The following is an 18,473-nucleotide window of genomic DNA, read 5'->3' as shown; positions in this document are numbered from 1 at the left end:
TGATTATGGCAATAAAGATGGCTCGACATCCGGCCCCAGCATCCCATCCGCAATCCTCCGCGCGGTATTGACCGAGTCGGTCATGCCAAGATGACCGTGTCCCACCGCCAGCCAGAGACCTGGCTCGGTGGCCGGGCCGATGACGGGCAGCGAATCGGGCATGCAGGGACGATGGCCCATCCAGTGCGTAGCCGTTGCGTTAGCCAGTCCGTCGAAGGTTTCGCGCACGATGCGTTCGAGCAGGCGCGCGCGGCGCATGTCCGGGGGACGGTCGAGGCCCGCGATCTCGACCGTGCCGCCTACCCGCAGTCCGTCCTCCATGGGGGCAAGGAATATCTTGCGGTCGGCCAGCACCACCGAGCGCGAGACCAGCCCGGCACAGCCCGAGAACTGTGCGTGATAGCCGCGCTGGCTTTCCAGCGGCAGCCGTATGCCGAGCGGATCCAGCAGGCGCGTCGACCACCCGCCGGCCGCCACGACGACGCGGGAAAAGCGTTCGCTGCCGCGCCCGCAAACCAGCTCCCATCCTTGGCCGTCGCGCTTGAGCGCCCGCACCTCGTCGCGCCGTACCTCGCCGCCGCGCGCGGCGAACGCCCGCACGATGGCCTGGACATAGCGCAGCGGATTGAGGATGGTTCCGTCGTCGGGCAGGAATACGCCAACCGTGTAGCGCTTGCCCACATGCGGTTCCAGTTCCAGGATGCCGGGACGGTCGAGCAGCGTGAAGGGCAAGCCGTGCGAGGCGCGTAGCCGCCACGCGGCTTCGTCCTGGGCGTGGGCACGGCTGTCGGGATAGAGGTGAAGCTGGCCGCGCTGAAGGATGAGTTCCGGGACGCCGACTTCGCGGGCAAGGGCCTGGTGCGCCGCGACGGCGCCGGCGTGCAGGCGTGCCAGCGTGCGCGACGCTTCCGCGACCTTGGCGGCGCGGGCCGACGCCAGGAACCTGAGCAGCCAGGGCAGCGCTCGAGGCAGGTAGCCCAGGGGAAGGAATAGCGGGCTTTCGGGATCGCGCAGCATGCTGGGCAGCGAGGCCAGGATGCCGGGCATGGCCAGCGGGGCGACGGAACTCATGCTGATCGCGCCCAGGTTGCCGAAGCTGCAACCGCGGCCAGGCTCGTCACGGTCGATCAGCACGACGTCGGCGCCACGTCGGCGCAAGGCATGAGCGATACATGCGCCGACGATGCCCGCGCCTATCACGGCGATACGCTGTTCCGGGCCGGGCGATGGCGTTGCCGCTATCCGCATATCTCGCGGAATACGCGCATGTAGTTCGCGCCGACGATCTTGACGACGGTGGATTCGGCCATGCCCCGGCGCAGCATGGCGGCGGTCAGGTTGGGCCACTTGTCCCAGGTTTCCAGGTCCAGGGTCTGCGCGTTCGGATCGAAGCGGTCCTGCGGGCGCCAGCCTACCCAGTTGAAACTGCCGCTCTCGGGCCGGATCATCGACGGCGTCCAGGCCAGTGCGTTGTAGTAGGGCTTGCCCCAGTCGGTACCGACGCCGACGTGATCCTCGCCCATCACATTGACCAGGTGCTGGAGGTGGTCGACGACGGTGTCGAGCGTGGCCCAGCTGCGCGGCTTGCCGTGTTTCTCGGCGCGGCCGTCGCCTTCGGCCGGCAGGATGAAGGCCGGCAGCACCACCACGCCGGCGTAGCCCCCGCCGTTGGCGATGCCCTTCAGTACGTCGTCGGGCAGGCCTCGGGGGTGGCCGCTGAGCGCGCGGGCGGCGGTGTGGGTGGCCACGATCGGCGTCCTGGATGCGGCCACCGCGTCGCGCGCTGTGTTCGCGCTGGCGTGCGAGAGGTCGACCATCATGCGGCACGCATTCATCTTCTCGATCAGCGCGGCGCCGAAGCGGCTCAGGCCGCCGTCGTTCGTCTCCAGGCAGCCGTCGGCGAAGCGGGTGCGCAGGTTGTACGTGAGCTGCATGCTGCGCACGCCGAGTTCGTGCAGGACTTCCACCCGATCGAGGTCGGCCCCGACGGGCTCGGCGTTCTGCAGGTTGTACATGACGGCGTGCCGGCCGTCGCGGTGCGCGGCTTCGAGTTGCGCGGCGTTGGTGGCCAGCGTCACCTGTCCGCCCAGCGAGGCCATGAGCGTTGCGGCGCGCCGCGCGCTGGTGATCGTCGCATCCAGGGCAGTGTCGGGCGGACCGGATGCGTACAAGGTGTAGTTGCATGCCGTGACACCCGAGCGCCGCCAGTACGAAAGATAGGTTTCGCGCGTTTCGGGATCCTGCGCGCACTGGGCGATGAGATGTTCGGCCATGGCCTTCTTGATGGCCGGGCGCGAGCCGCCCTGGGCCTGCAAGGCCTTGCCGATCTCGATCATGGCGGGCGTCAGCGCCCATTCGTCGACGAAGCTGGGCGCGAGCGAATCGATGACGATGTGCTCGGCGTGGATGCGGCGGGCGGTTTCCTCTGCCTGGGCCGCCGTGGGAGTCGGTCTGTTCATGGTTGTCCCCGTCTTATTGAGGCTGGATGCCGGCCAGGGAGACCAGTTCCTTGAGCTTCGCGATGTCCTGCTTGATGATCGCCGCGTACTCCTCCGGCGTGCCACCCAGCGGACGGGCGCCCGCTGCCTGCATCTGCCGGATCGTTTCTGGCGACTTCAGGATCGCGTTGATCTCGCGATTGAGCCGGTCGACGATATTGCGCGGGACGTTGGCCGTGGTGAGCACGCCCTGCCAGCTCCTGACCGCGTAGCCCGGCAGGCCCGTCTCGTCGCAGGTGGGGGCATCGGGCAGCAGCGCGCTGCGTCGGACGTCGCCCAGGCAGACCACCTTGAGGCTGCCGTTCCTCAGGTAAGGCAGGTAGGCGGTGACGGCGTCGATGGTGACCTTGACCTCGCCGGAAACGATGTCGCGTATGGCTTCGCCCGTGCCCTTGTAGGGCACGTGATTGACCTTGATGCCGGCCATGCTGGTGAACAGGACCTGCGCCATGTGGCTGGACGAGCCGATGCCGGTCGAGGCCATGCTGACGCCGCCCGGGGCCGCCTTCGCATAGGCGATGAACTCCGCGGCGCCGCGCACAGGCAGGGACGGGTGGGCGATCAGCGCATTGAGCGTGGTGGTCACCGTCGTGATGGGCTGGAAATCGGCCACGGGATCGAAGGGCAGCGATTTGTAGAGCGCGGCATTGATGGCGTGGGCCGCCGAGGTGTAAAGAAGGGTGTAGCCGTCGGCGGGAGCCTTCGCCACGGCGCTGGCCGCGATGCTGCCGCCTGCGCCGGGACGGTTTTCCACGACGACCGACTGCCCGAGCCGCTCGGACAGTTGCAGCGCGATCATGCGCGCGGACAGGTCGGTGGCGCCACCCGCCGAGAAGCCGACCAGCATGCGGATCGGCCGGCTGGGGTAGTCGTCGGCCGCGCCTGCGCCGGGCGCGAAGGCCAGCCCGCCCGCCACGACCGCGGCCATCGACGCCTCCAGAGAGAACTTCAAGCCCCACGCTGTTGCATGTTTCATGATTCTTCCCCCGGGTTCGAGCACTATCATTTCTGTGGATGCGCTACTGTCCCCAGCATACAGACGCCGAAATCCGCGATCCAATCCTGTTTTTTTCTGAATCCATAAAAATCGCCTATACCTGGTCCCGCCATGTTCAAAGTGCGTCAGCTCGAGGCTTTCCACGCAGTGATGGTCGCGGGAACCGTGACGGGGGCCGCCGCGCGGCTCGGGTTGTCGCAGCCCGCCATCAGCACCCTGATAGCGGGGCTGGAGTCCGACCTTGGCTTTGGCCTGTTCGTGCGCGAAAAGAACCGCCTGCAGCCTACCGAAGAGGCCAAGTATCTGCACGGCGCGGTGGTGGGCGCGCTTCAAGGGCTGGGCGGCATAGAGCAGCTGGCGGCAGATATCCGCGATGCGAAGGCGGGCAGCTTGCGGATCGCGGCGCTTCCGATGTTGGCGCTCGAGTTCCTGCCGCGCGTCGCCGCCCACTTCCTGCGGGACTATCCGGGCGTCAACGTTACCTTGCAGGCACGCAGCTCCCCCACGGTCGTGACCCTGGTCACCACCCAGCAGTTCGACATCGGATTCTCGGAGACGGCGTATGACCCAGGCTGGGTCGACGCCGAAAAACTGCGCCTGCGCTGCGTCTGTGTCCTGCCCGCGCAGCATCCGCTGGCGGGCAACGAGGTCATTCGCCCGGCCGACCTGAGCGGACTACCCATCGTGACCGCGCCGCGCGACCACATCCGCACGCAGCGCCTGCAGGAGCTGTTCGCCGAGAACGGTGCCACCTTGTCGATCAAGGTCGAGACGCCGCTGTTCGCGTCGATGTGCGCGTTCGTGGCCGAAGGCGTGGGCTACAGCATCGTCGATCCCGTCACGGCTCACGATTTCTCGGGCCGCGGCGTGGTCGCGCGCCGGTTCGAGCCGGCCTTCTTCAATGACTTCGCGATGCTGTTTCCGGCGGGAAAGCCCCGTTCGCTGGTCACGCAGGCGTTCGTGGGCCTGGTTGCCGAATTTCTGAAGGACTACGACTAGTGCGCAGGGTGGAGCATATTGACAAGAACGATTCCCATCGTATGCGCTGACCCAGTCGTGGCAATAAAGATCTGTTAGGTCTTAATCATGCGAATTTAAGTGTTAGACGAGCATGGATCGTCCTCCTACCATAGCCTCACAACAAGGCCATGGCTGGCGTAGCCAGTCGCACAGGAGACGATCATGTTCTTTTCCCAACGCCCACGCGCCGGCTTGCTCCCTCGCATGCTGGCCCTTGCATTCGCGATAGCGGCCGGCGCGGCTGGCGGCACGGCGGTGGCCGATGATTTTCCTTCCCGCTCCATCAGGTTCGTCGTTCCGTTCGTGCCCGGCAGTATCACCGACATTGCCGCCCGCTATTACGCCAAGCGGCTGGGTGAGGAGACGGGCCAGTCGGTCGTCGTGGAGAACAAGGCGGGCGGAAATGGTCTCATCGGTGTCAGCGCCGTGCTGAACGCGCCGCACGATGGCTACACGATGCTGGTGGGAACGACCTCCATCCTGGCAACCAACGTCGCGCTGTACCGGGCTCTTCCCTACGATCCGCTCAAGGATCTGGCGGCATTGGGCATGATGGCTTCGGTGCCGAGCGTCATCGCCGTACCCGTGGGGTCCGAGCGCTCCAGCATCGAAGCGCTGGTGAAGGCCGGCCGCGCCAAACCCGATTCGTTGAACTACGCCGCCGGTGCGACGAGCTATCAGTTGATGGGTGAGTTGCTCCAGGAAAAGGCGTCCTTCACCGCTCGCGCGATTCCTTATAAAGGCGTGGGCGCGGCGCTCAATGCGCTGATCGGCAAGGAAGTCGACTTTTCGATCGTCGACGCGACGAGCGCGCTGGGGTCGGTGCAGGGCGGAACGATTCAGGCTCTGGCCGTAGCATCCCGGGAACGGCTCCCGCTGCTTCCCAGCGTGCCTACTACGGCCGAGGCAGGTCTTCCCGACTTCGTGGCCTCCACCTGGGTCGCGGCTGTTGCGCCGGCCCAGGTTCCCGCGGCCCGGCTCGCCAGGCTTGAACAATTGTTCGCCAAGATCGCCAACGATCCCGCCGCCCGCAAGTTCTTCACCGAGCGCGGCGCGGAAGTCCCGGGCGGCGGAGCTGCCGCGCTCCGCACCCGCCAGAAGGAAGAGATCGAGTTGTGGTCGCGCATCGTCAAGAGCGCAAAGATCGAACAGCTCTAGGCGCCAACGAACGATAGGGAGAACTTCCGATGCTCATCGCCCGATTCGCGCGCGGCGCCGTCCTGGCTCTGCTCGCCGCCGCTTCTGCCGCGAAAGCGGCCGACTGCTCCGTCATCACGCTGGTCGCGCCGTTTCCCGCCGGTTCGACCACCGATACGATTGCCCGCGCGCTTGCCAAGGACATGGGCAAGCAGCTTGCCACGGCCATCGTTGTCGAGAACAAGCCCGGCGCCGAAGGCCAGATCGCGGCGCTTGACGTGCTCAAGGCAAAGCCCGATGGCTGCCGGCTGCTGTTCGCCACCTCCGGCAATCTGTCCATCGCGCCGCACATTCGCCGCCAGCCGCCCTATGAAGTCCATCGGGACTTCACCACCATCGCCGACGTCGGGCGCTACACCTATCTGCTGTACACGAGCGCGAGCTTTCCGGCGCGCAACTACGCCGAGTTCGTCGCCCAGGTCAAGCACAAGCCGGGCCAGTACAACTACGGAACAGGCTCCAACACCAACCTGATGGCCTTTGCCCATCTGAGCCAGAAATCGGGGTTGGAGATGACCCGAGTCCCGTTCAAGGGAGAGCCACCCGCCATCCAGGAAATCATCGCGGGGCGCGTGCAAGCCATCGTTGCGACGACCATGGGGATTCCCTACGTGGAGAGCGGCCGATTGCGCGCCCTCGCGGTCATGGGACCGCGGCGCGCGGAGCTGCTGCCCGACACCCCCACGCTGGCCGAATTGGGCGTTCCTCCCTTGGACATTGTGCCATGGGCCGGGCTGTTTGGCCCCGCTGGCGTGCCGCCCGTCACGGCCGATCGCTTGCATGAGATCGTCAACAAGGCGCTGGTCAACAAAGAAGTCGCGCAGGCGGCGCGCGCCGCGGGCTTCGAACTCAATGCATCCTCCAGGCAGGAATTCGAACGGCTCATCGCCGAGCAGGACACCGTCTACCGACAGAAGATCCAGGAACTCGGCCTGTCGGAAGACTAGCCTTCGCCTCACTAAGGAACGAATAGGACATGTTTGCACCGGGCATTTTCAAGGGACATCGGATTCTCGTCACCGGCGGCGGATCCGGTCTCGGCAAGGAGATCGGCGGCCGGCTGCTGGAGCTGGGAGCCACCCTGTACATCTGCGGTCGGCGCGAGAGCGTGCTGCGGGATGCCGCCGATGAACTGCAACAGCGCTACGGGGGACAGGTCATTCCAGTGGCCGTCGACATACGCGACGCCAGGGCCGTCGATGCGATGGTGGCACGGATCTGGGAAGACGGCCCGCTGACCGGCCTGGTTAACAATGCGGCCGGAAATTTCGTCAGCCGCACCGAAGACCTGTCGGCGAACGGTTTTGACGCCATTGCCAACATCGTGCTGCATGGCACTTTCTATGTGACGCAATCGGTCGGCAAGCGCTGGATCGAGCAAAAGAGAAAGGGGTCGGTGCTTTCCATCGTCACGACCTGGGTGCGTACCGGATCGCCCTTCGTCGTGCCGTCGGCCATGTCCAAGGCCGGGGTGGACGCCATGACCAAGTCGTTGGCCACCGAGTGGGGGCGCCATGGCATTCGCTTCAACGCGATTGCGCCGGGGATCTTTCCGACCGAGGGTGCGACGGCCCGCTTGCGCCCGGGGAGCGACCCGCACGCCCGCGAGATCGCGGACAACCCCTCGGGGCGGCTCGGCCAGATGCACGAACTGGCGAACCTCGCGGCTTTTCTGATGGCGGACGGCTGCGAATGGCTGAGCGGCGAGACCATCGCCATAGACGGCGCGTACCACTTGGCGCAAGGCGCGTATTTCACCCACTACATGGAGTGGGGGGACGAGCAATGGCGCGAGTCGCGTGAGCGGATCAAGGCGCAGACCGAGGCGGACCGCAGGCAGAGGTCGGTGGACGTCAAGGCGGGAGGCCAGGCATGAGCCGACCCCAAGCAGGCGACTACGCCTATGACAGTCTGAATCGCCTGGCCGAAGAATCGCCATACGGACGTTACCTGGCGTTTCTCGAGCAAGGAAAGCTGGCGTTCCAGCGTGAGCCCGAGACCGGCCGCGCCGTCTTCTATCCACGGGTGACCGCACCGGGCACGGGCGCCTGCGGCCTGGCATGGGAAATCTCGGCGGGGACGGGCACTGTCCATGCCATCACCACGATTCATTACCGCGGTGAAGCGCCGCTGAACGTCTCGCTCATCGACATGGACGAAGGGTTCCGGCTGATGAGCCGGGTCGAAGGCACCCCGGCTTCGGAGGTCAGGATCGGTATGCGCGTACGGATGCGCGTTCATCGTCCGGATGAAGGCCCGCCTTATCCGGTATTCGACGTCGACGGGCCGGATTCGCCGTCGCCCCGAGAGGAGCGAGAGCCATGAATGCTTCGATGCGCGGACGCGTGGCGGTAGCCGGCATCGCGGAGTCCGATCTCGGTCAGATGGCGGCCGGCACCACGCCGCTGGACCTGATGGCCCAGGCCACGACGCGGGCCCTGGCGGACGCGGGCTTGTCGCTGCGGGACGTGGACGGCCTGTTCGTCGCCAGCGCGCAGGTCCGGTTCGGGCCGATGATGCTGGCGGAATACTTGGGCATTTCGCCGCGCTGCTTCGACGGCACACAGATCGGCGGCTCGTCGTTCATGTCCCATGTGGCCCATGCGGTGCAGGCCATCGAGGCCGGCGCCTGCCAGGTCGCCTTGATCGCCTATGGAAGCACCCAGCGGTCGGTGTCGCGGACCACGGCATCTCGTCCCGACCCGAACCCCTACGAGGATCCGTTCAGGCCGCTGCTTCCGGTCAGCGCCTATGCCCTGGCCGCCTCGCGCCACATGCATGAATACGGGACGACGCGCCGGCATCTCGCGGAAGTGGCCGTGGCGGCCAGGCAATGGGCGCTCCTGAACCCCAAGGCCTGGGAGAAAGAGCCGCTCGCCGTCGAGCAGGTGCTGTCGTCGCGCATGGTCTCTGAACCGTTGACGGTGCGCGACTGCTGTCTGGTCCTGGATGGCGGCGGCGCGATGGTGCTGACCTCGGCGAGCCGCGCCCGTTCATTGCGCAAACCCCCGGTCTATGTGCTCGGGGTGGGCGAAGCGCTGGGGCACGGCACGATTTCGAACATGCCCGAGCTGACCACGACCTGCGCCGTCCAATCGGGGCAGGCGGCTTTCGCCATGGCGGGGTTCGGGCCTGCCGACGTGGACGTTCTAGGTCTCTACGACGCTTTCACGATCACGCCCATCTTGTTCTTGGAGGACCTGGGCTTCTGCGCGAAGGGGGATGGCGGCGCATTCGTCGCCGATGGCGCGATCGCGCCGGGCGGGCGCCTGCCCGTCAACACCAATGGCGGCGGTTTGTCGTACTGCCACCCCGGCATGTACGGCTTGCTCGCCATGATAGAGATCGTGCGGCAGATACGCGGGGAGTGCGGCGAGCGCCAGGTTGCTTCCTGCGACGTCGGCCTGGCGCATGGCAACGGCGCCGTCCTGTCGAGCCAGTGCACGGCGCTCTTCGGCAGCGCGGGCACGCTTTGATGCCGCCTGCCACATCATCTGAAGACTGAGGAAAGACAATGGGCATGCTGGATGGAAAAGTCGCGCTCGTGACGGGCGCGGGACGGGGTATCGGCCGCGACATTGCATTGGCCATGGCCGCGCATGGCGCGAAAGTCGTGGTCAACGATCTCGGCACGGCGCTGGACGGCAGCGGGACCGACTCCGGCCCGGCCGCCGAAGTCGTCCGCGAGATAGGCGCGGCCGGAGGAGAGGCCATTGCCAATACCGACTCGGTGTCGGATTGGGATTCGGCGCAGAACATGGTGGATACCGCGATCCGCCACTTCGGGCAGCTCGACGTGGTGGTCAACAATGCCGGCATCGTTCGCGACCGCATCTTCCACAAGATGTCGGTGGAAGAATGGAAAGCCGTCGTCGATGTGCATCTGAACGGCTCGTTCTACGTCAGCCGCGCGGCGGCACCGCACTTCAAGGCCCGCAACGGCGGCCGCTACGTATTCATGACTTCGGCCTCGGCGCTGGTGGGTAATTTCGGACAGGCCAATTACGCGGCGGCCAAGCTGGGCGCCGTGGCGCTGGCGAAATCGGTGGCCCTGGATATGGCGCGCTACGGCGTCACCGCCAACGCGGTGTGTCCTTTCGCCTGGAGCCGGCTCATCGGCTCCATTCCCGCCGACACGCCGCAGGAGCAGGCCCGGGTCGAAAAGATCAAGACCATGGAGACCGCCAAGATCGCTCCCATGATCGTCTACCTCGGCTCGGAAGCCGCCGGCGACGTGACCGGACAGATATTCGCCGTGCGCGCCAATGAGCTCTTCCTGATCAGCCAGAACCGTCCGCTTCGCTCGGTGCAACGCAGCGAAGGATGGACGCCCGAGGCGATCGCGGAGCATGCCATACCCGCCATGCGTTCCGGTTTCTACGCGCTGGACCGCTCCGCAGACGTATTCAGCTGGGATCCGGTTTGAGGCCCACGGACAAAGGATAGAGAGACAAGCATGAGCACGACTCCCATCGATTCGCGGATCTTCGGCGATATGTTCGGCACGGCCGACATGCGTGGGGTTTTCTGCGATGACGCCCTGGTCGGCCGCTATGTGGAGGTCGAGGCGGCATTGGCCCGGGCGCAAGCCCGCGTCGGCATCATCCCCGCCCAGGCAGCAGCCGACATCACCCGCGCCGCGAGCGCCTTCACCGCCGACTTCGACCGACTGGCGCGCGAGACGCTGATCGTCGGCTATCCCATCCTCCCCCTCGTCAGGCAATTGTCCGAAGCGGCGGGAGACGCGGGACGCTACGTGCACTGGGGCGCCACGACACAGGACATCATGGACACCGCGCTGGTTCTGCAGCTTCGGCAAGCGTTGCAGCTGACAGAGGAACAGATCGGCACTCTTCGGGCCGTGCTCGCGCGCATGGCTGGCGAGCATCGCGAGACCCTGCTGGCGGGTCGCACGCATTTGCAGCACGCGCTGCCTATTACGTTCGGCTACAAGGCGGCGGTGTGGCTGTCGATGTTCGACCGCCATATGGCCAGGCTGCAAGAGCTCAAGCCCAGGTTGCTGGTGGGATCGTTCTCGGGGGCGGCCGGCACGCTCGCGTCGCTGGGAGACCATGGCCTGCAAGTACAGCGCGCCCTGTGCGAGGAACTGGGTCTCGGCATTCCCGCGATCACCTGGCACGTGGCGCGCGACAACCTGGCCGAGGCGGTCGGCCTGCTGGCCCTGCTGACGGGGTCGCTCGCCAAGATCGCCACCGACGTATCGCTCATGATGGCCAACGAATTCGGCGAAGTGGCCGAGCCATTCGTGCCTGGCCGGGGCGCATCCAGCACGATGCCGCAGAAACGCAATCCCATTTCGTGCGAGGTGATCATCGCGAACGCCAAGGCGGTACGCCAGAACGCCGCCCTGATGTTCGATGCGGCCGTGCACGACTTCGAGCGTTCGACTGGTCCCTGGCAGGCGGAATGGCTGGCCATTCCGCAAAGCTTCGTGCTGGCAGCGGGCGCCTGCGCGAACGCGATTTTCATGCTCGAAGGCCTGACCGTCGACAAACAGCGCATGTGCCGGAACCTGGATCTTACCGGCGGGCTGATCGTGGCGGAAGCCGTCATGATGGCCGCCGCCAAAGCATTGGGCCGGCAGGCTGCCCATGAGCGCGTCTACGATGCCTGCAAGCAGGCGGCGGAAAGTGCGCGACCGCTTTGGGAAATCCTGGCCGGACAGGCGAATATGCGCGACGCGCTGGGTGGCGAGGAGGGTATCAGACGGCTGTGCAGCCCGGAATCCTACCTGGGCAGTACGCTCGCCATGGTCGACGGCATGCTGGCGGCTGACGGCCGCCGTCCCGCAAACACTTCGGAAGGCCGATCCGCATGAAGCACCCGTGGGCCATGCCCGATCCGAATCTCCAGCATTGGCTGGCCAAACATGCGCAAAGAAGTCCCGATGCCCTGTCGGTAGTCTATTGGAGACAGGGGGAGGAAACGGAGCGCTGGACATATGGGCACATGCACCGGATGACGCAAGGCTTGGCGGCCTGGATGCGCGCGGCGGGCGTGCGGCCCGGCGATCGCGTCGCGCTGCTGGACTTCAACGACGTGCGATTTCTGGTGACGATGTTCGCCGCCGCCAGCATCGGCGCGATCTTCGTTCCGCTGAATTTCCGGCTGAGTACGCCCGAGGTGGTGGCGATGGTGCAAGACTGCAGCGCCGCGCTGTTGATCCATGGCGCGGAATTCGCGCCCATCCAGGCGGAGGTGGCGCGGCAGACCGAGTGCCGTCTTTTCCTGCGTTCGGACCGCCAAGGCGGCGACGAATTCGCCCACGCTTGCTCGGCCGCGCCGGACGCCCACGCGAGCCGTCGGCTGGCCGGATGGGACGAGACCGCCTGGCTGCTCTACACATCGGGCAGCACGGGCCGTCCCAAGGGTGTCATGTTGAGCCACGGCAACATCTTCTGGAACACCCTCAACACCATTCTCATCCAGGGCGGGCTGCCCACCGACAAAGTGCTCGTCTCCGCGCCCCTGTTCCATGCGGCCCCGGTCTCGACGGTGATGGAAAGTTTCTTGCGCGGTGCGACGATTCACCTGGAGAAGTCGTTCGATCCCGGCAGCATCATCGGGCGCATCGCCTCGGAGCGCATCTCCATCATTGCCGGCGTACCGGCCATGTACCAGTTCCTCGCGGAACAGGACGACTTCCACCGCGCGGACCTGTCCAGCCTGCGCGGCATCATCGTAGGGGGAGCTCCCGTTCCCGACACGCTGATCAAGCGTTATCACGACCGAGGCATCGCCGTGATCCAGCGCTACGGCCTGACCGAGGCCGCGCCGCTGGTGACCGCCCTTGCCCCGGGCGCGCCCGCCGCCAAGGCGATGACGGCCGGCCAGGCGCCCATGTTCGGCGACGTCCGCATCGCGGCCGCCGGCATCGACGGGATCGGCGAGATCCAGATGCGGGGCCCCAACGTTATGCTCGGCTATTGGGACCAACCAGCCGAATCGGCGGCCGCGTTCGAAGACGGATGGCTTCGAACGGGCGACCTGGGGCGGCTGGACGGTGACGGTTTCCTGACCGTGGCCGGACGCATCAAGGAAATGATCGTCAGCGGCGGCGAGAACATCTACGCCGCCGAGGTGGAAGCCAGGCTGGCCGAGAATCCGGACGTGCTGGAGTCCGCCGTCATCGGGATTTCGCACCCGAAATGGGGCGAGACCGTTTGCGCCGTCGTCAGTCCGGTTCCGGGATGTGGCCTGGACGAACATCGAATCATGGGCCATCTGCAAGGCAGGCTCGCCCGCTACAAGCAGCCGACGAAGATCGTCATCGTGGACGAGCTGCCCAAGAATGGGGCAGGCAAGGTCGACAAGCTCACGCTGAAGCGGCGATATGGCGACGATAGCGATCGCCGCGTGGAGAACGCATGACGTCCGAATCAAGCCTATGGGCCGCACGGATTCCGGCCGGCGCGCGCCCCGATGCCGACCCGGTCGCCGATGCGCAACTGGACGCATGCCTGGCGGTCCTGGGATTGAAGCGAACGGATGCCGGCGGCGAGGTGTCTATCACCGGGGCCGACCCCGCCATCGACAGCCCCCATCGGCTGGCGGGCGCCATGGCGGTCGCCGCGGCGGCGCAGGGAACCGCGCTGGCCAGTCTCGCCAGGGAACTGGGGCATGCCGGCCAGGACGTGTCCGTGGAGATCGGGCGGGCGGCGCATGCGCTGCACCCTTCGCGATACCTCAAGCAGAACGGCTATCCGATAGGTTTCGACTTCACCTTCAACGAGCCCGGCAATGGCTATTTCCGGACGCGGGACGGCCGGTGGGTGTATCTGGTTTTCACTCGCCCGCAATTGCGCAACGAGTTGCTGACGCTGTTGGGCGCTCCGAACAACCGGGATGCGGTGGCGCAGGCGGTCGCCGCTTGGTCCGGGCAAGAGCTCGAGGATGCGTGCATCGCAGCCAACTTGCCGGTGTCGCTGGTCCGTTCGCCGGAAGAATGGCGCCTCCACCCGCACGCCCGGGCCCTGTCCAGGCTTCCCGTGATCCATATCGAACGGGCGGCGCGGGGTGCTCCCCGGTTGTGGCGCCAGACCGGTCCTCGGCCGCTGGCCGGGCTGCGGGTACTGGACCTGAGCCATATTCTTGCCGGCCCGGGGCTGACCCGGACGCTGGCGGAGCAAGGCGCCGACGTCCTGCGTATTTCCGCCCCGACCCAGACGGATCCGCTGAACTTCATGCTGGATACCGGCTTCGGCAAACGCAGCGCCTTCCTCGACCTCGATACGCCCAGGGACCTGGCCACCGTCCGTGAACTGATTGCCGGCGCGGACGTCGTCGTTCAATCGTACAGCCCCGGCAGTCTTGCGCGGCGGGGCCTGTCGTTCGAGCACATGATCGCCGGCCATCCCGGTCTGGTCTACGTCGAATTGAGCGCCTATGGCGATGCCGGCGGGCCATGGGCGCACCGTGTGGGATTCGACCACAACGCGCAGTCGACGACGGGTATCAGTTGGGTGGAGGGCGGGCCGGATTCTCCTCGCCTGCCGCCCACCACCCTGGTGGCGGACTACACCACAGCCTACCTGGGCGCTGCGGGCGTGCTGGCCGCGCTGCGGCGCCGCGCGGCCGACGGGGGCAGTTATCGCGTCAGCCTGGCGCTGGCCCGGACGTGCATGTGGGTCCAGGACATGGGCCTGGTGGGGGCCGGCGCACCGGCGGCGCCGCTGGAGCCGGACGTGCTGCAGATGGACAGCCCCTTCGGGAAGCTCGATTATCTTGCTCCGATCACCCAGTTCTCGAGTACTCCGGCCTTCTGGAGCGACCCTCCTCTGCTACTGGGAGCAAGCCTGCCGCGGTGGTCATCCTAGCAAATGTTCACTGGAGCGGCCCCGGCCATGGATTTGAGACAACTCCGTTATTTTCTTGCCGTTGCCGAAGAACTCCACTTCGGCCGCGCGGCCGAGCGCGTGCACATCGCCCAATCGCCGCTGTCGCGGCAAATCCGGCTTTTGGAGGAATCCCTGGGCGTCGTGCTGTTCGTCCGGACCAAACGGCATGTGGAACTGACGGACGCCGGCCGCGCCTTTCTTCCCGAGGCCAGGGACATCCTGAGGGCGGCCGAGCGCGCGCGCGACACGGCCATACGCGCCGACGCGGGGCAGATGGGCAGGCTCAGCCTGGGCTTCACCAACTCGGCCATTTACTCCGAGCTGCCGCGGCTGCTTGCCGACTATCGCAGTCAGTACCCCCAGGTCCAGTTGGAACTGCACGACAGCATGCTGACGCCCCAGCAAGTGGAGGCCATTCTCCAGGGAAAACTGGATCTGGGCATCGTGCGGCCGCCCGTCGCCTCGCCCGATATCGAGCTGCTCCCTTTCGCCAGGGAACACCTAGTCGTGGCGCTCCCGGCGGGCCACCCGCTGGCCCAGCGCGAAAAGATAGACATCGCCCTGTTGGCCGGCGAACCGTTGATCACGTTCGGCCGAGCCCTGGACTCCTCGCTCTCGCACCGCATCACCCGCCTCTGCAATGACGCGGGCTTCCATCCCCGTGTCGCCCAGGAAGTGGGCGACATACCCAGCATGATCATGCTCGTATCGAGCGGGATGGGGGTGGCGCTTGTGCCCTCTTCGTCGAAGAACATCAAGATGAAACAAGTCACATTCCGGCCGTTGGCCGGGCCGGCGGGCCCGCTTACCTTGACGCTGGCGCTTGCATGGAATGGCAGCGTCGAGTCCCAGCTGCGGGAGCGCTTCATCGCGCTCGCCAGGAAACGGCTGTCCTGCCAACTGGACTGAGAGGCCTGAGATGAGCCAGTCATTCGTTCACTATCGCGTCGACGGGCACGTTGCGTCCATCACCCTGGCGCGGCCGGAAAAGCGCAATGCCATGAACCGAGCCATGCGCGACGAACTCTGGCGATCGTTCGATCGCGCCGGGAGCGACGAGTGTGTCCGGGCGGTTCTGGTGCGCGCCGAGGGCGGTCACTTCTGCGCCGGTGGGGATATTGCGGACATGCGTCCCGGCGAGCTGGACGCCGAGGCGGGCCGCGACCGCATTCTTTCCGCCACGGCCGGCGCGCGCCGCCTGCTGGAACTCCCCAAGCCGGTTGTCATGGCGGTGGACGGATGCGCCTATGGCGCGGGCTGCAGCCTGGTGCTGGCGGCCGACCTCGTGATCGCGACGGACCGGGTTCGGCTTGCCATGTCGTTCCTGCGCATCGGCCTGGTGCCCGACCTGTGCTCGTTGTTCACGCTGCCGCGCATCGTGGGATGGGCGCGCGCCAAGGCGCTGCTGTATTCGAACCGCGAAATCGGTGCGGAAGAAGCATTGCAACTGGGCATTGCCAGCGAAGTCGTTTCGCCCGACGCGCTTGACCATCGCACCGGAATGATCGCACGGGCGCTGACCCGGCTGCCGCGCAGTGCGTTCGCCATGACCAAAGCGGCTCTGGCCAGATCCCTGTCCGCCGATCTCGACTCGATGTGCGATACGGAAACATCGGCGCAGGCCATCGCCTACTCCACGAGCTATCACGCGGACGCAGCCGGAAGGCTGTTGGCGCGGGAGCCGCTGCCTTACCAATGGCCCCTTTTTTCATTAGCAGGAGACAAGGATGCGGACAATCCGGACGCTCGATGAACTGCGTGAACAGATAGGAAAGGAGGTTGCCATCAGTCCGTGGGTACGGGTGGACCAACAGCGGATAGATCTGTTCGCCCAAGCTACGGGCGACCATCAATGGATACATGTGGATCAGGAGCGGGCAAGCCAGGAGTCGGCATTCGGCACGACCATTGCGCACGGCTATCTGACGCTTTCGCTCTTGCCGGATCTGATGAGCCAGGCGGTGACCCTTCCTCCTTCGGAGATGAGCATCAACTATGGGCTCAACAAGGTCCGCTTTCCCGCGCCTGTACCTCAAGGCAGCATGTTGCGGGCCCGTATCAAGCTCAAGGATATGCGCTGGCTGCCGGCCATGGCGGGTCAGCCTGAGGTCAGGGTCGTCGAACTGATCTGGGAGTCCAGTATCGAGTGCGACGGTATGTCCAAGCCCGCGTGCGTCGCCGAGACCATCAGCCGGCGCTACGACAGGATCCAATAGCGCCGGGCTCGGAGCCGTCCGGATAGGGCTGCCTGCCCAGGTCCACTCAATTTCCCCGGCTGGCCTTGCTCACATACAGCGCCAGCGCCTCGATATCCGCATCGCTCATCGTGGCCTTGAACGACGGCATGCTGCCGATGCCGTCGCGCAGCGCGCGGGCGACGCGGGGGGCGTCGGGTTTCAGTTCGTCCAGCACGGGGCCGATGGCGCCTTCGGCGCCGGCGTCCTTGAGCGTGTGGCACACGGCGCAGGCCGGGGTGGCGGTGGTGAACAGTTTCTTGCCGCGCGCCATTTGCGCGGCGTCGTCGGCGGCATGCGCCGGGGTGGCGGCCAGGGCCGAGAGGGCCAGCGTACAGAAGGTGAGGACGTTCTTCATTTCGAGAGTGGTGGCTTGATGGGAAACATGCCCGGGGAGTGCTCTCCCCGGGGCGTACCGTCGCTTAGGCGACGGTGATGGTGACGGCGTGGTCGGCCCAGCTGGTGTTGTTGTAGCCGCTCTGGTTTTCACCGCGCGTCTCGGGTTGGACGTTGCCCCGGTCGTCGGTGGCGCGGCTGGCCAGTACGTGCTTGCCCTTGGGCAGGGTGGCTTGCAGTACGAACTGGCGCCAGGCGTATTTGCCCATGTCGGGGCCCACCAGGCGCGCGGCGCGCCAGGTCTTGCCGCCGTCCAGCGAGACTTCCACGCCCTTGATGCCATGCAGGCCGCCGAAGGCCACGCCGTGGATCTGCACGGTGCCGGCCGCCTGGGCCCCGTCTTCGGGGACAGGGCTGTTGATCCAGGACTTGACGCTCATCTCCTGCACCGACGGTTGGCTGGGGTCGCCCTTGCCGCCGGGGGGCGTGATGCGATAGCCGTGCGACATGATGCGCGCGTCGCTTTCCTTGGGGGTGAAGGCAAGCTGCTTGATGTACTTGATGTTGTTGACGCCGGTGTAGCCGGGCACGATCAGGCGCAGCGGGCCGCCGTGGGCCAGGGGGATGGGCTCGCCGTTCAGTTCCCAGGCCAGGATGGCATCCTGCATGGCAGCGACGGGCACGGAGCGTTCGACGATGACGGTCTTGGGGTCGATGCCGGCCGGCAGCACTTCGCCGCCGGTGCCGGTCATGTAGGGCACGCCGTCCATCAGGCCGCCCAGGGCCTGGACGACGTCGCGCACGGGCACGCCGCTCCAGGTCACGCAGCCGGCGGCGCCGACGGTCCACGGGGTGCCGCTGGGCTTGCTGGGGAAGAAGCCGCGGCCGTTGCCCGAGCATTGCAGCACCATGGTCACGGTTTCCAGGCCCATGGTCTTGAGTTCGCGCAGGCTGACGGTCCGGGGCTGCTTGACGCCCGAGACCTGCAATTGCCAGGCGTCGCGGTCGGCCACGATGGTGTCGGCGGGCGTGGGCAGGTTGTTGCGCACGTAGAGCTGGTTGGTGGGCGTGACCACGCTGGTGCCGAAGGCGCTGCGCTTGGTCTCGATCGTGGTGCTGCTGTGCACGACGACGGCGTCGGCATTCTTCCAGCCGGCGTAGCCTGGCAGGGGTTTGGCCGCCGCGGGCGCGGCGGCGGCCTGGGCCAGCGCCTGGCCGTGCAGGCCCGCCAGTCCGGCGGTGGCGACCGCCGTGGCGCCGCCGGTAAGCAGGCGGCGGCGGGGCAGGGAGGTGGGGGTGGTGTCGTGCATGGTCTCTCCTTGTTGTTGTGGAT

The 18,473-nt window shown here is 66.4% G+C and carries 18 protein-coding genes; 13 read left to right on the top strand and 5 right to left on the bottom strand.

All coding sequences use genetic code 11. The features are described 5' to 3' along the window. Positions 1–3 precede the first annotated feature (3 nt). Genes EV675_RS00725 through EV675_RS00715 form a run of 3 tightly spaced genes read right to left on the bottom strand, consistent with a single transcriptional unit; the run spans position 4 to position 3,474 of the window. Positions 4–1,248 (bottom strand): NAD(P)/FAD-dependent oxidoreductase, encoded by a 1,245-nt coding sequence (locus tag EV675_RS00725; protein WP_130355535.1) that lies wholly within the window; start codon positions 1,246–1,248, stop codon positions 4–6. Then, positions 1,239–2,459: a dipeptidase gene (locus EV675_RS00720; protein WP_130355534.1), complete on the bottom strand. Its 1,221-nt coding sequence runs from the start codon at positions 2,457–2,459 to the stop codon at positions 1,239–1,241. Before EV675_RS00720 ends, EV675_RS00725 begins: the two co-directional genes overlap by 10 nt. 13 nt (positions 2,460–2,472) lie before the next feature. Continuing rightward, the gene (locus tag EV675_RS00715) at positions 2,473–3,474 is read right to left on the bottom strand and encodes a Bug family tripartite tricarboxylate transporter substrate binding protein (RefSeq protein WP_165404360.1); all 1,002 of its coding nucleotides are present in this window, start codon (positions 3,472–3,474) and stop codon (positions 2,473–2,475) included. A 132-nt stretch (positions 3,475–3,606) separates the two neighbouring features. Here EV675_RS00715 and EV675_RS00710 point away from each other — a divergent pair, with 132 nt between their 5' ends. The 13 genes from EV675_RS00710 to EV675_RS00650 all read left to right on the top strand — a co-directional run bounded on the left by EV675_RS00710 (position 3,607) and on the right by EV675_RS00650 (position 16,786). Next, positions 3,607–4,494 (top strand): LysR substrate-binding domain-containing protein, encoded by an 888-nt coding sequence (locus tag EV675_RS00710; protein ID WP_130355532.1) that lies wholly within the window; start codon positions 3,607–3,609, stop codon positions 4,492–4,494. Positions 4,495–4,677: 183 nt separating this feature from the next. After that, entirely contained in the window at positions 4,678–5,673 is a 996-nt protein-coding gene (locus EV675_RS00705; RefSeq protein WP_130355531.1) for a Bug family tripartite tricarboxylate transporter substrate binding protein, read from the top strand. A gap of 29 nt (positions 5,674–5,702) precedes the next feature. Further along, the gene (locus tag EV675_RS00700; protein WP_130355530.1) at positions 5,703–6,659 is read left to right on the top strand and encodes a Bug family tripartite tricarboxylate transporter substrate binding protein; all 957 of its coding nucleotides are present in this window, start codon (positions 5,703–5,705) and stop codon (positions 6,657–6,659) included. Positions 6,660–6,688: 29 nt separating this feature from the next. Next, entirely contained in the window at positions 6,689–7,588 is a 900-nt protein-coding gene (locus EV675_RS00695; RefSeq protein WP_130355529.1) for an SDR family oxidoreductase, read from the top strand. Next, the gene (locus tag EV675_RS00690) at positions 7,585–8,037 is read left to right on the top strand and encodes a Zn-ribbon domain-containing OB-fold protein (RefSeq protein WP_130355528.1); all 453 of its coding nucleotides are present in this window, start codon (positions 7,585–7,587) and stop codon (positions 8,035–8,037) included. Before EV675_RS00695 ends, EV675_RS00690 begins: the two co-directional genes overlap by 4 nt. After that, positions 8,034–9,188 (top strand): thiolase, encoded by a 1,155-nt coding sequence (locus EV675_RS00685; RefSeq protein WP_130355527.1) that lies wholly within the window; start codon positions 8,034–8,036, stop codon positions 9,186–9,188. The genes EV675_RS00690 and EV675_RS00685 overlap by 4 nt, the downstream gene beginning before the upstream one ends. A 44-nt stretch (positions 9,189–9,232) precedes the next feature. Beyond that, positions 9,233–10,138, top strand: coding sequence for an SDR family NAD(P)-dependent oxidoreductase (locus EV675_RS00680; RefSeq protein ID WP_130355526.1), 906 nt, complete (start codon positions 9,233–9,235; stop codon positions 10,136–10,138). Between the two features lie 30 nt (positions 10,139–10,168). Next, positions 10,169–11,551: a class-II fumarase/aspartase family protein gene (locus tag EV675_RS00675; protein WP_130355525.1), complete on the top strand. Its 1,383-nt coding sequence runs from the start codon at positions 10,169–10,171 to the stop codon at positions 11,549–11,551. Beyond that, positions 11,548–13,104 carry an AMP-binding protein gene (locus EV675_RS00670; RefSeq protein WP_130355524.1) on the top strand — a complete coding sequence of 519 codons (1,557 nt, stop codon included), beginning with the start codon at positions 11,548–11,550 and terminating at the stop codon, positions 13,102–13,104. The genes EV675_RS00675 and EV675_RS00670 overlap by 4 nt, the downstream gene beginning before the upstream one ends. Further along, on the top strand, positions 13,101–14,549 hold the full coding sequence (locus EV675_RS00665; RefSeq protein ID WP_130355523.1) for a CoA transferase: 1,449 nt from the start codon (positions 13,101–13,103) through the stop codon (positions 14,547–14,549). Before EV675_RS00670 ends, EV675_RS00665 begins: the two co-directional genes overlap by 4 nt. A gap of 27 nt (positions 14,550–14,576) precedes the next feature. Further along, positions 14,577–15,479 carry a LysR family transcriptional regulator gene (locus EV675_RS00660; protein WP_165404359.1) on the top strand — a complete coding sequence of 301 codons (903 nt, stop codon included), beginning with the start codon at positions 14,577–14,579 and terminating at the stop codon, positions 15,477–15,479. A 10-nt stretch (positions 15,480–15,489) separates the two neighbouring features. After that, entirely contained in the window at positions 15,490–16,323 is an 834-nt protein-coding gene (locus EV675_RS00655; protein ID WP_165404358.1) for an enoyl-CoA hydratase/isomerase family protein, read from the top strand. Beyond that, a complete protein-coding gene (locus EV675_RS00650) occupies positions 16,298–16,786 on the top strand; it encodes a MaoC family dehydratase (protein WP_130355520.1) in 489 nt (162 codons plus the stop codon). Before EV675_RS00655 ends, EV675_RS00650 begins: the two co-directional genes overlap by 26 nt. Before the next feature lie 46 nt (positions 16,787–16,832). On the opposite strand, the gene sorU is transcribed toward EV675_RS00650, so the two are convergent. Together sorU and sorT are read right to left on the bottom strand one after the other, a co-directional pair. Then, on the bottom strand, positions 16,833–17,162 hold the full coding sequence (sorU, locus tag EV675_RS00645; RefSeq protein WP_130355519.1) for a SorU family sulfite dehydrogenase c-type cytochrome subunit: 330 nt from the start codon (positions 17,160–17,162) through the stop codon (positions 16,833–16,835). A 64-nt stretch (positions 17,163–17,226) separates the two neighbouring features. Next, positions 17,227–18,450, bottom strand: coding sequence for a SorT family sulfite dehydrogenase catalytic subunit (sorT, locus tag EV675_RS00640; RefSeq protein WP_130355518.1), 1,224 nt, complete (start codon positions 18,448–18,450; stop codon positions 17,227–17,229). Positions 18,451–18,473 lie beyond the last annotated feature (23 nt).

The organism is Pigmentiphaga kullae, from assembly GCF_004216695.1.
In the GTDB taxonomy this organism is placed as follows: Bacteria; Pseudomonadota; Gammaproteobacteria; order Burkholderiales; family Burkholderiaceae_B; genus Pigmentiphaga; species Pigmentiphaga kullae.
Note: the sequence above shows the minus strand (reverse complement) of the source record. Positions and strands in the feature narration are given on the sequence as shown.

Coding starts and splice junctions, on each gene's coding strand:
- EV675_RS00725 (WP_130355535.1), bottom strand. CDS start 1,248: ATGCGGATAGCGGCAACGCCATCGCCCGGCCCGGAACAGCGTATCGCC.
- EV675_RS00720 (WP_130355534.1), bottom strand. CDS start 2,459: ATGAACAGACCGACTCCCACGGCGGCCCAGGCAGAGGAAACCGCCCGC.
- EV675_RS00715 (WP_165404360.1), bottom strand. CDS start 3,474: ATGAAACATGCAACAGCGTGGGGCTTGAAGTTCTCTCTGGAGGCGTCG.
- EV675_RS00710 (WP_130355532.1), top strand. CDS start 3,607: ATGTTCAAAGTGCGTCAGCTCGAGGCTTTCCACGCAGTGATGGTCGCG.
- EV675_RS00705 (WP_130355531.1), top strand. CDS start 4,678: ATGTTCTTTTCCCAACGCCCACGCGCCGGCTTGCTCCCTCGCATGCTG.
- EV675_RS00700 (WP_130355530.1), top strand. CDS start 5,703: ATGCTCATCGCCCGATTCGCGCGCGGCGCCGTCCTGGCTCTGCTCGCC.
- EV675_RS00695 (WP_130355529.1), top strand. CDS start 6,689: ATGTTTGCACCGGGCATTTTCAAGGGACATCGGATTCTCGTCACCGGC.
- EV675_RS00690 (WP_130355528.1), top strand. CDS start 7,585: ATGAGCCGACCCCAAGCAGGCGACTACGCCTATGACAGTCTGAATCGC.
- EV675_RS00685 (WP_130355527.1), top strand. CDS start 8,034: ATGAATGCTTCGATGCGCGGACGCGTGGCGGTAGCCGGCATCGCGGAG.
- EV675_RS00680 (WP_130355526.1), top strand. CDS start 9,233: ATGCTGGATGGAAAAGTCGCGCTCGTGACGGGCGCGGGACGGGGTATC.
- EV675_RS00675 (WP_130355525.1), top strand. CDS start 10,169: ATGAGCACGACTCCCATCGATTCGCGGATCTTCGGCGATATGTTCGGC.
- EV675_RS00670 (WP_130355524.1), top strand. CDS start 11,548: ATGAAGCACCCGTGGGCCATGCCCGATCCGAATCTCCAGCATTGGCTG.
- EV675_RS00665 (WP_130355523.1), top strand. CDS start 13,101: ATGACGTCCGAATCAAGCCTATGGGCCGCACGGATTCCGGCCGGCGCG.
- EV675_RS00660 (WP_165404359.1), top strand. CDS start 14,577: ATGGATTTGAGACAACTCCGTTATTTTCTTGCCGTTGCCGAAGAACTC.
- EV675_RS00655 (WP_165404358.1), top strand. CDS start 15,490: ATGAGCCAGTCATTCGTTCACTATCGCGTCGACGGGCACGTTGCGTCC.
- EV675_RS00650 (WP_130355520.1), top strand. CDS start 16,298: ATGCGGACAATCCGGACGCTCGATGAACTGCGTGAACAGATAGGAAAG.
- sorU (WP_130355519.1), bottom strand. CDS start 17,162: ATGAAGAACGTCCTCACCTTCTGTACGCTGGCCCTCTCGGCCCTGGCC.
- sorT (WP_130355518.1), bottom strand. CDS start 18,450: ATGCACGACACCACCCCCACCTCCCTGCCCCGCCGCCGCCTGCTTACC.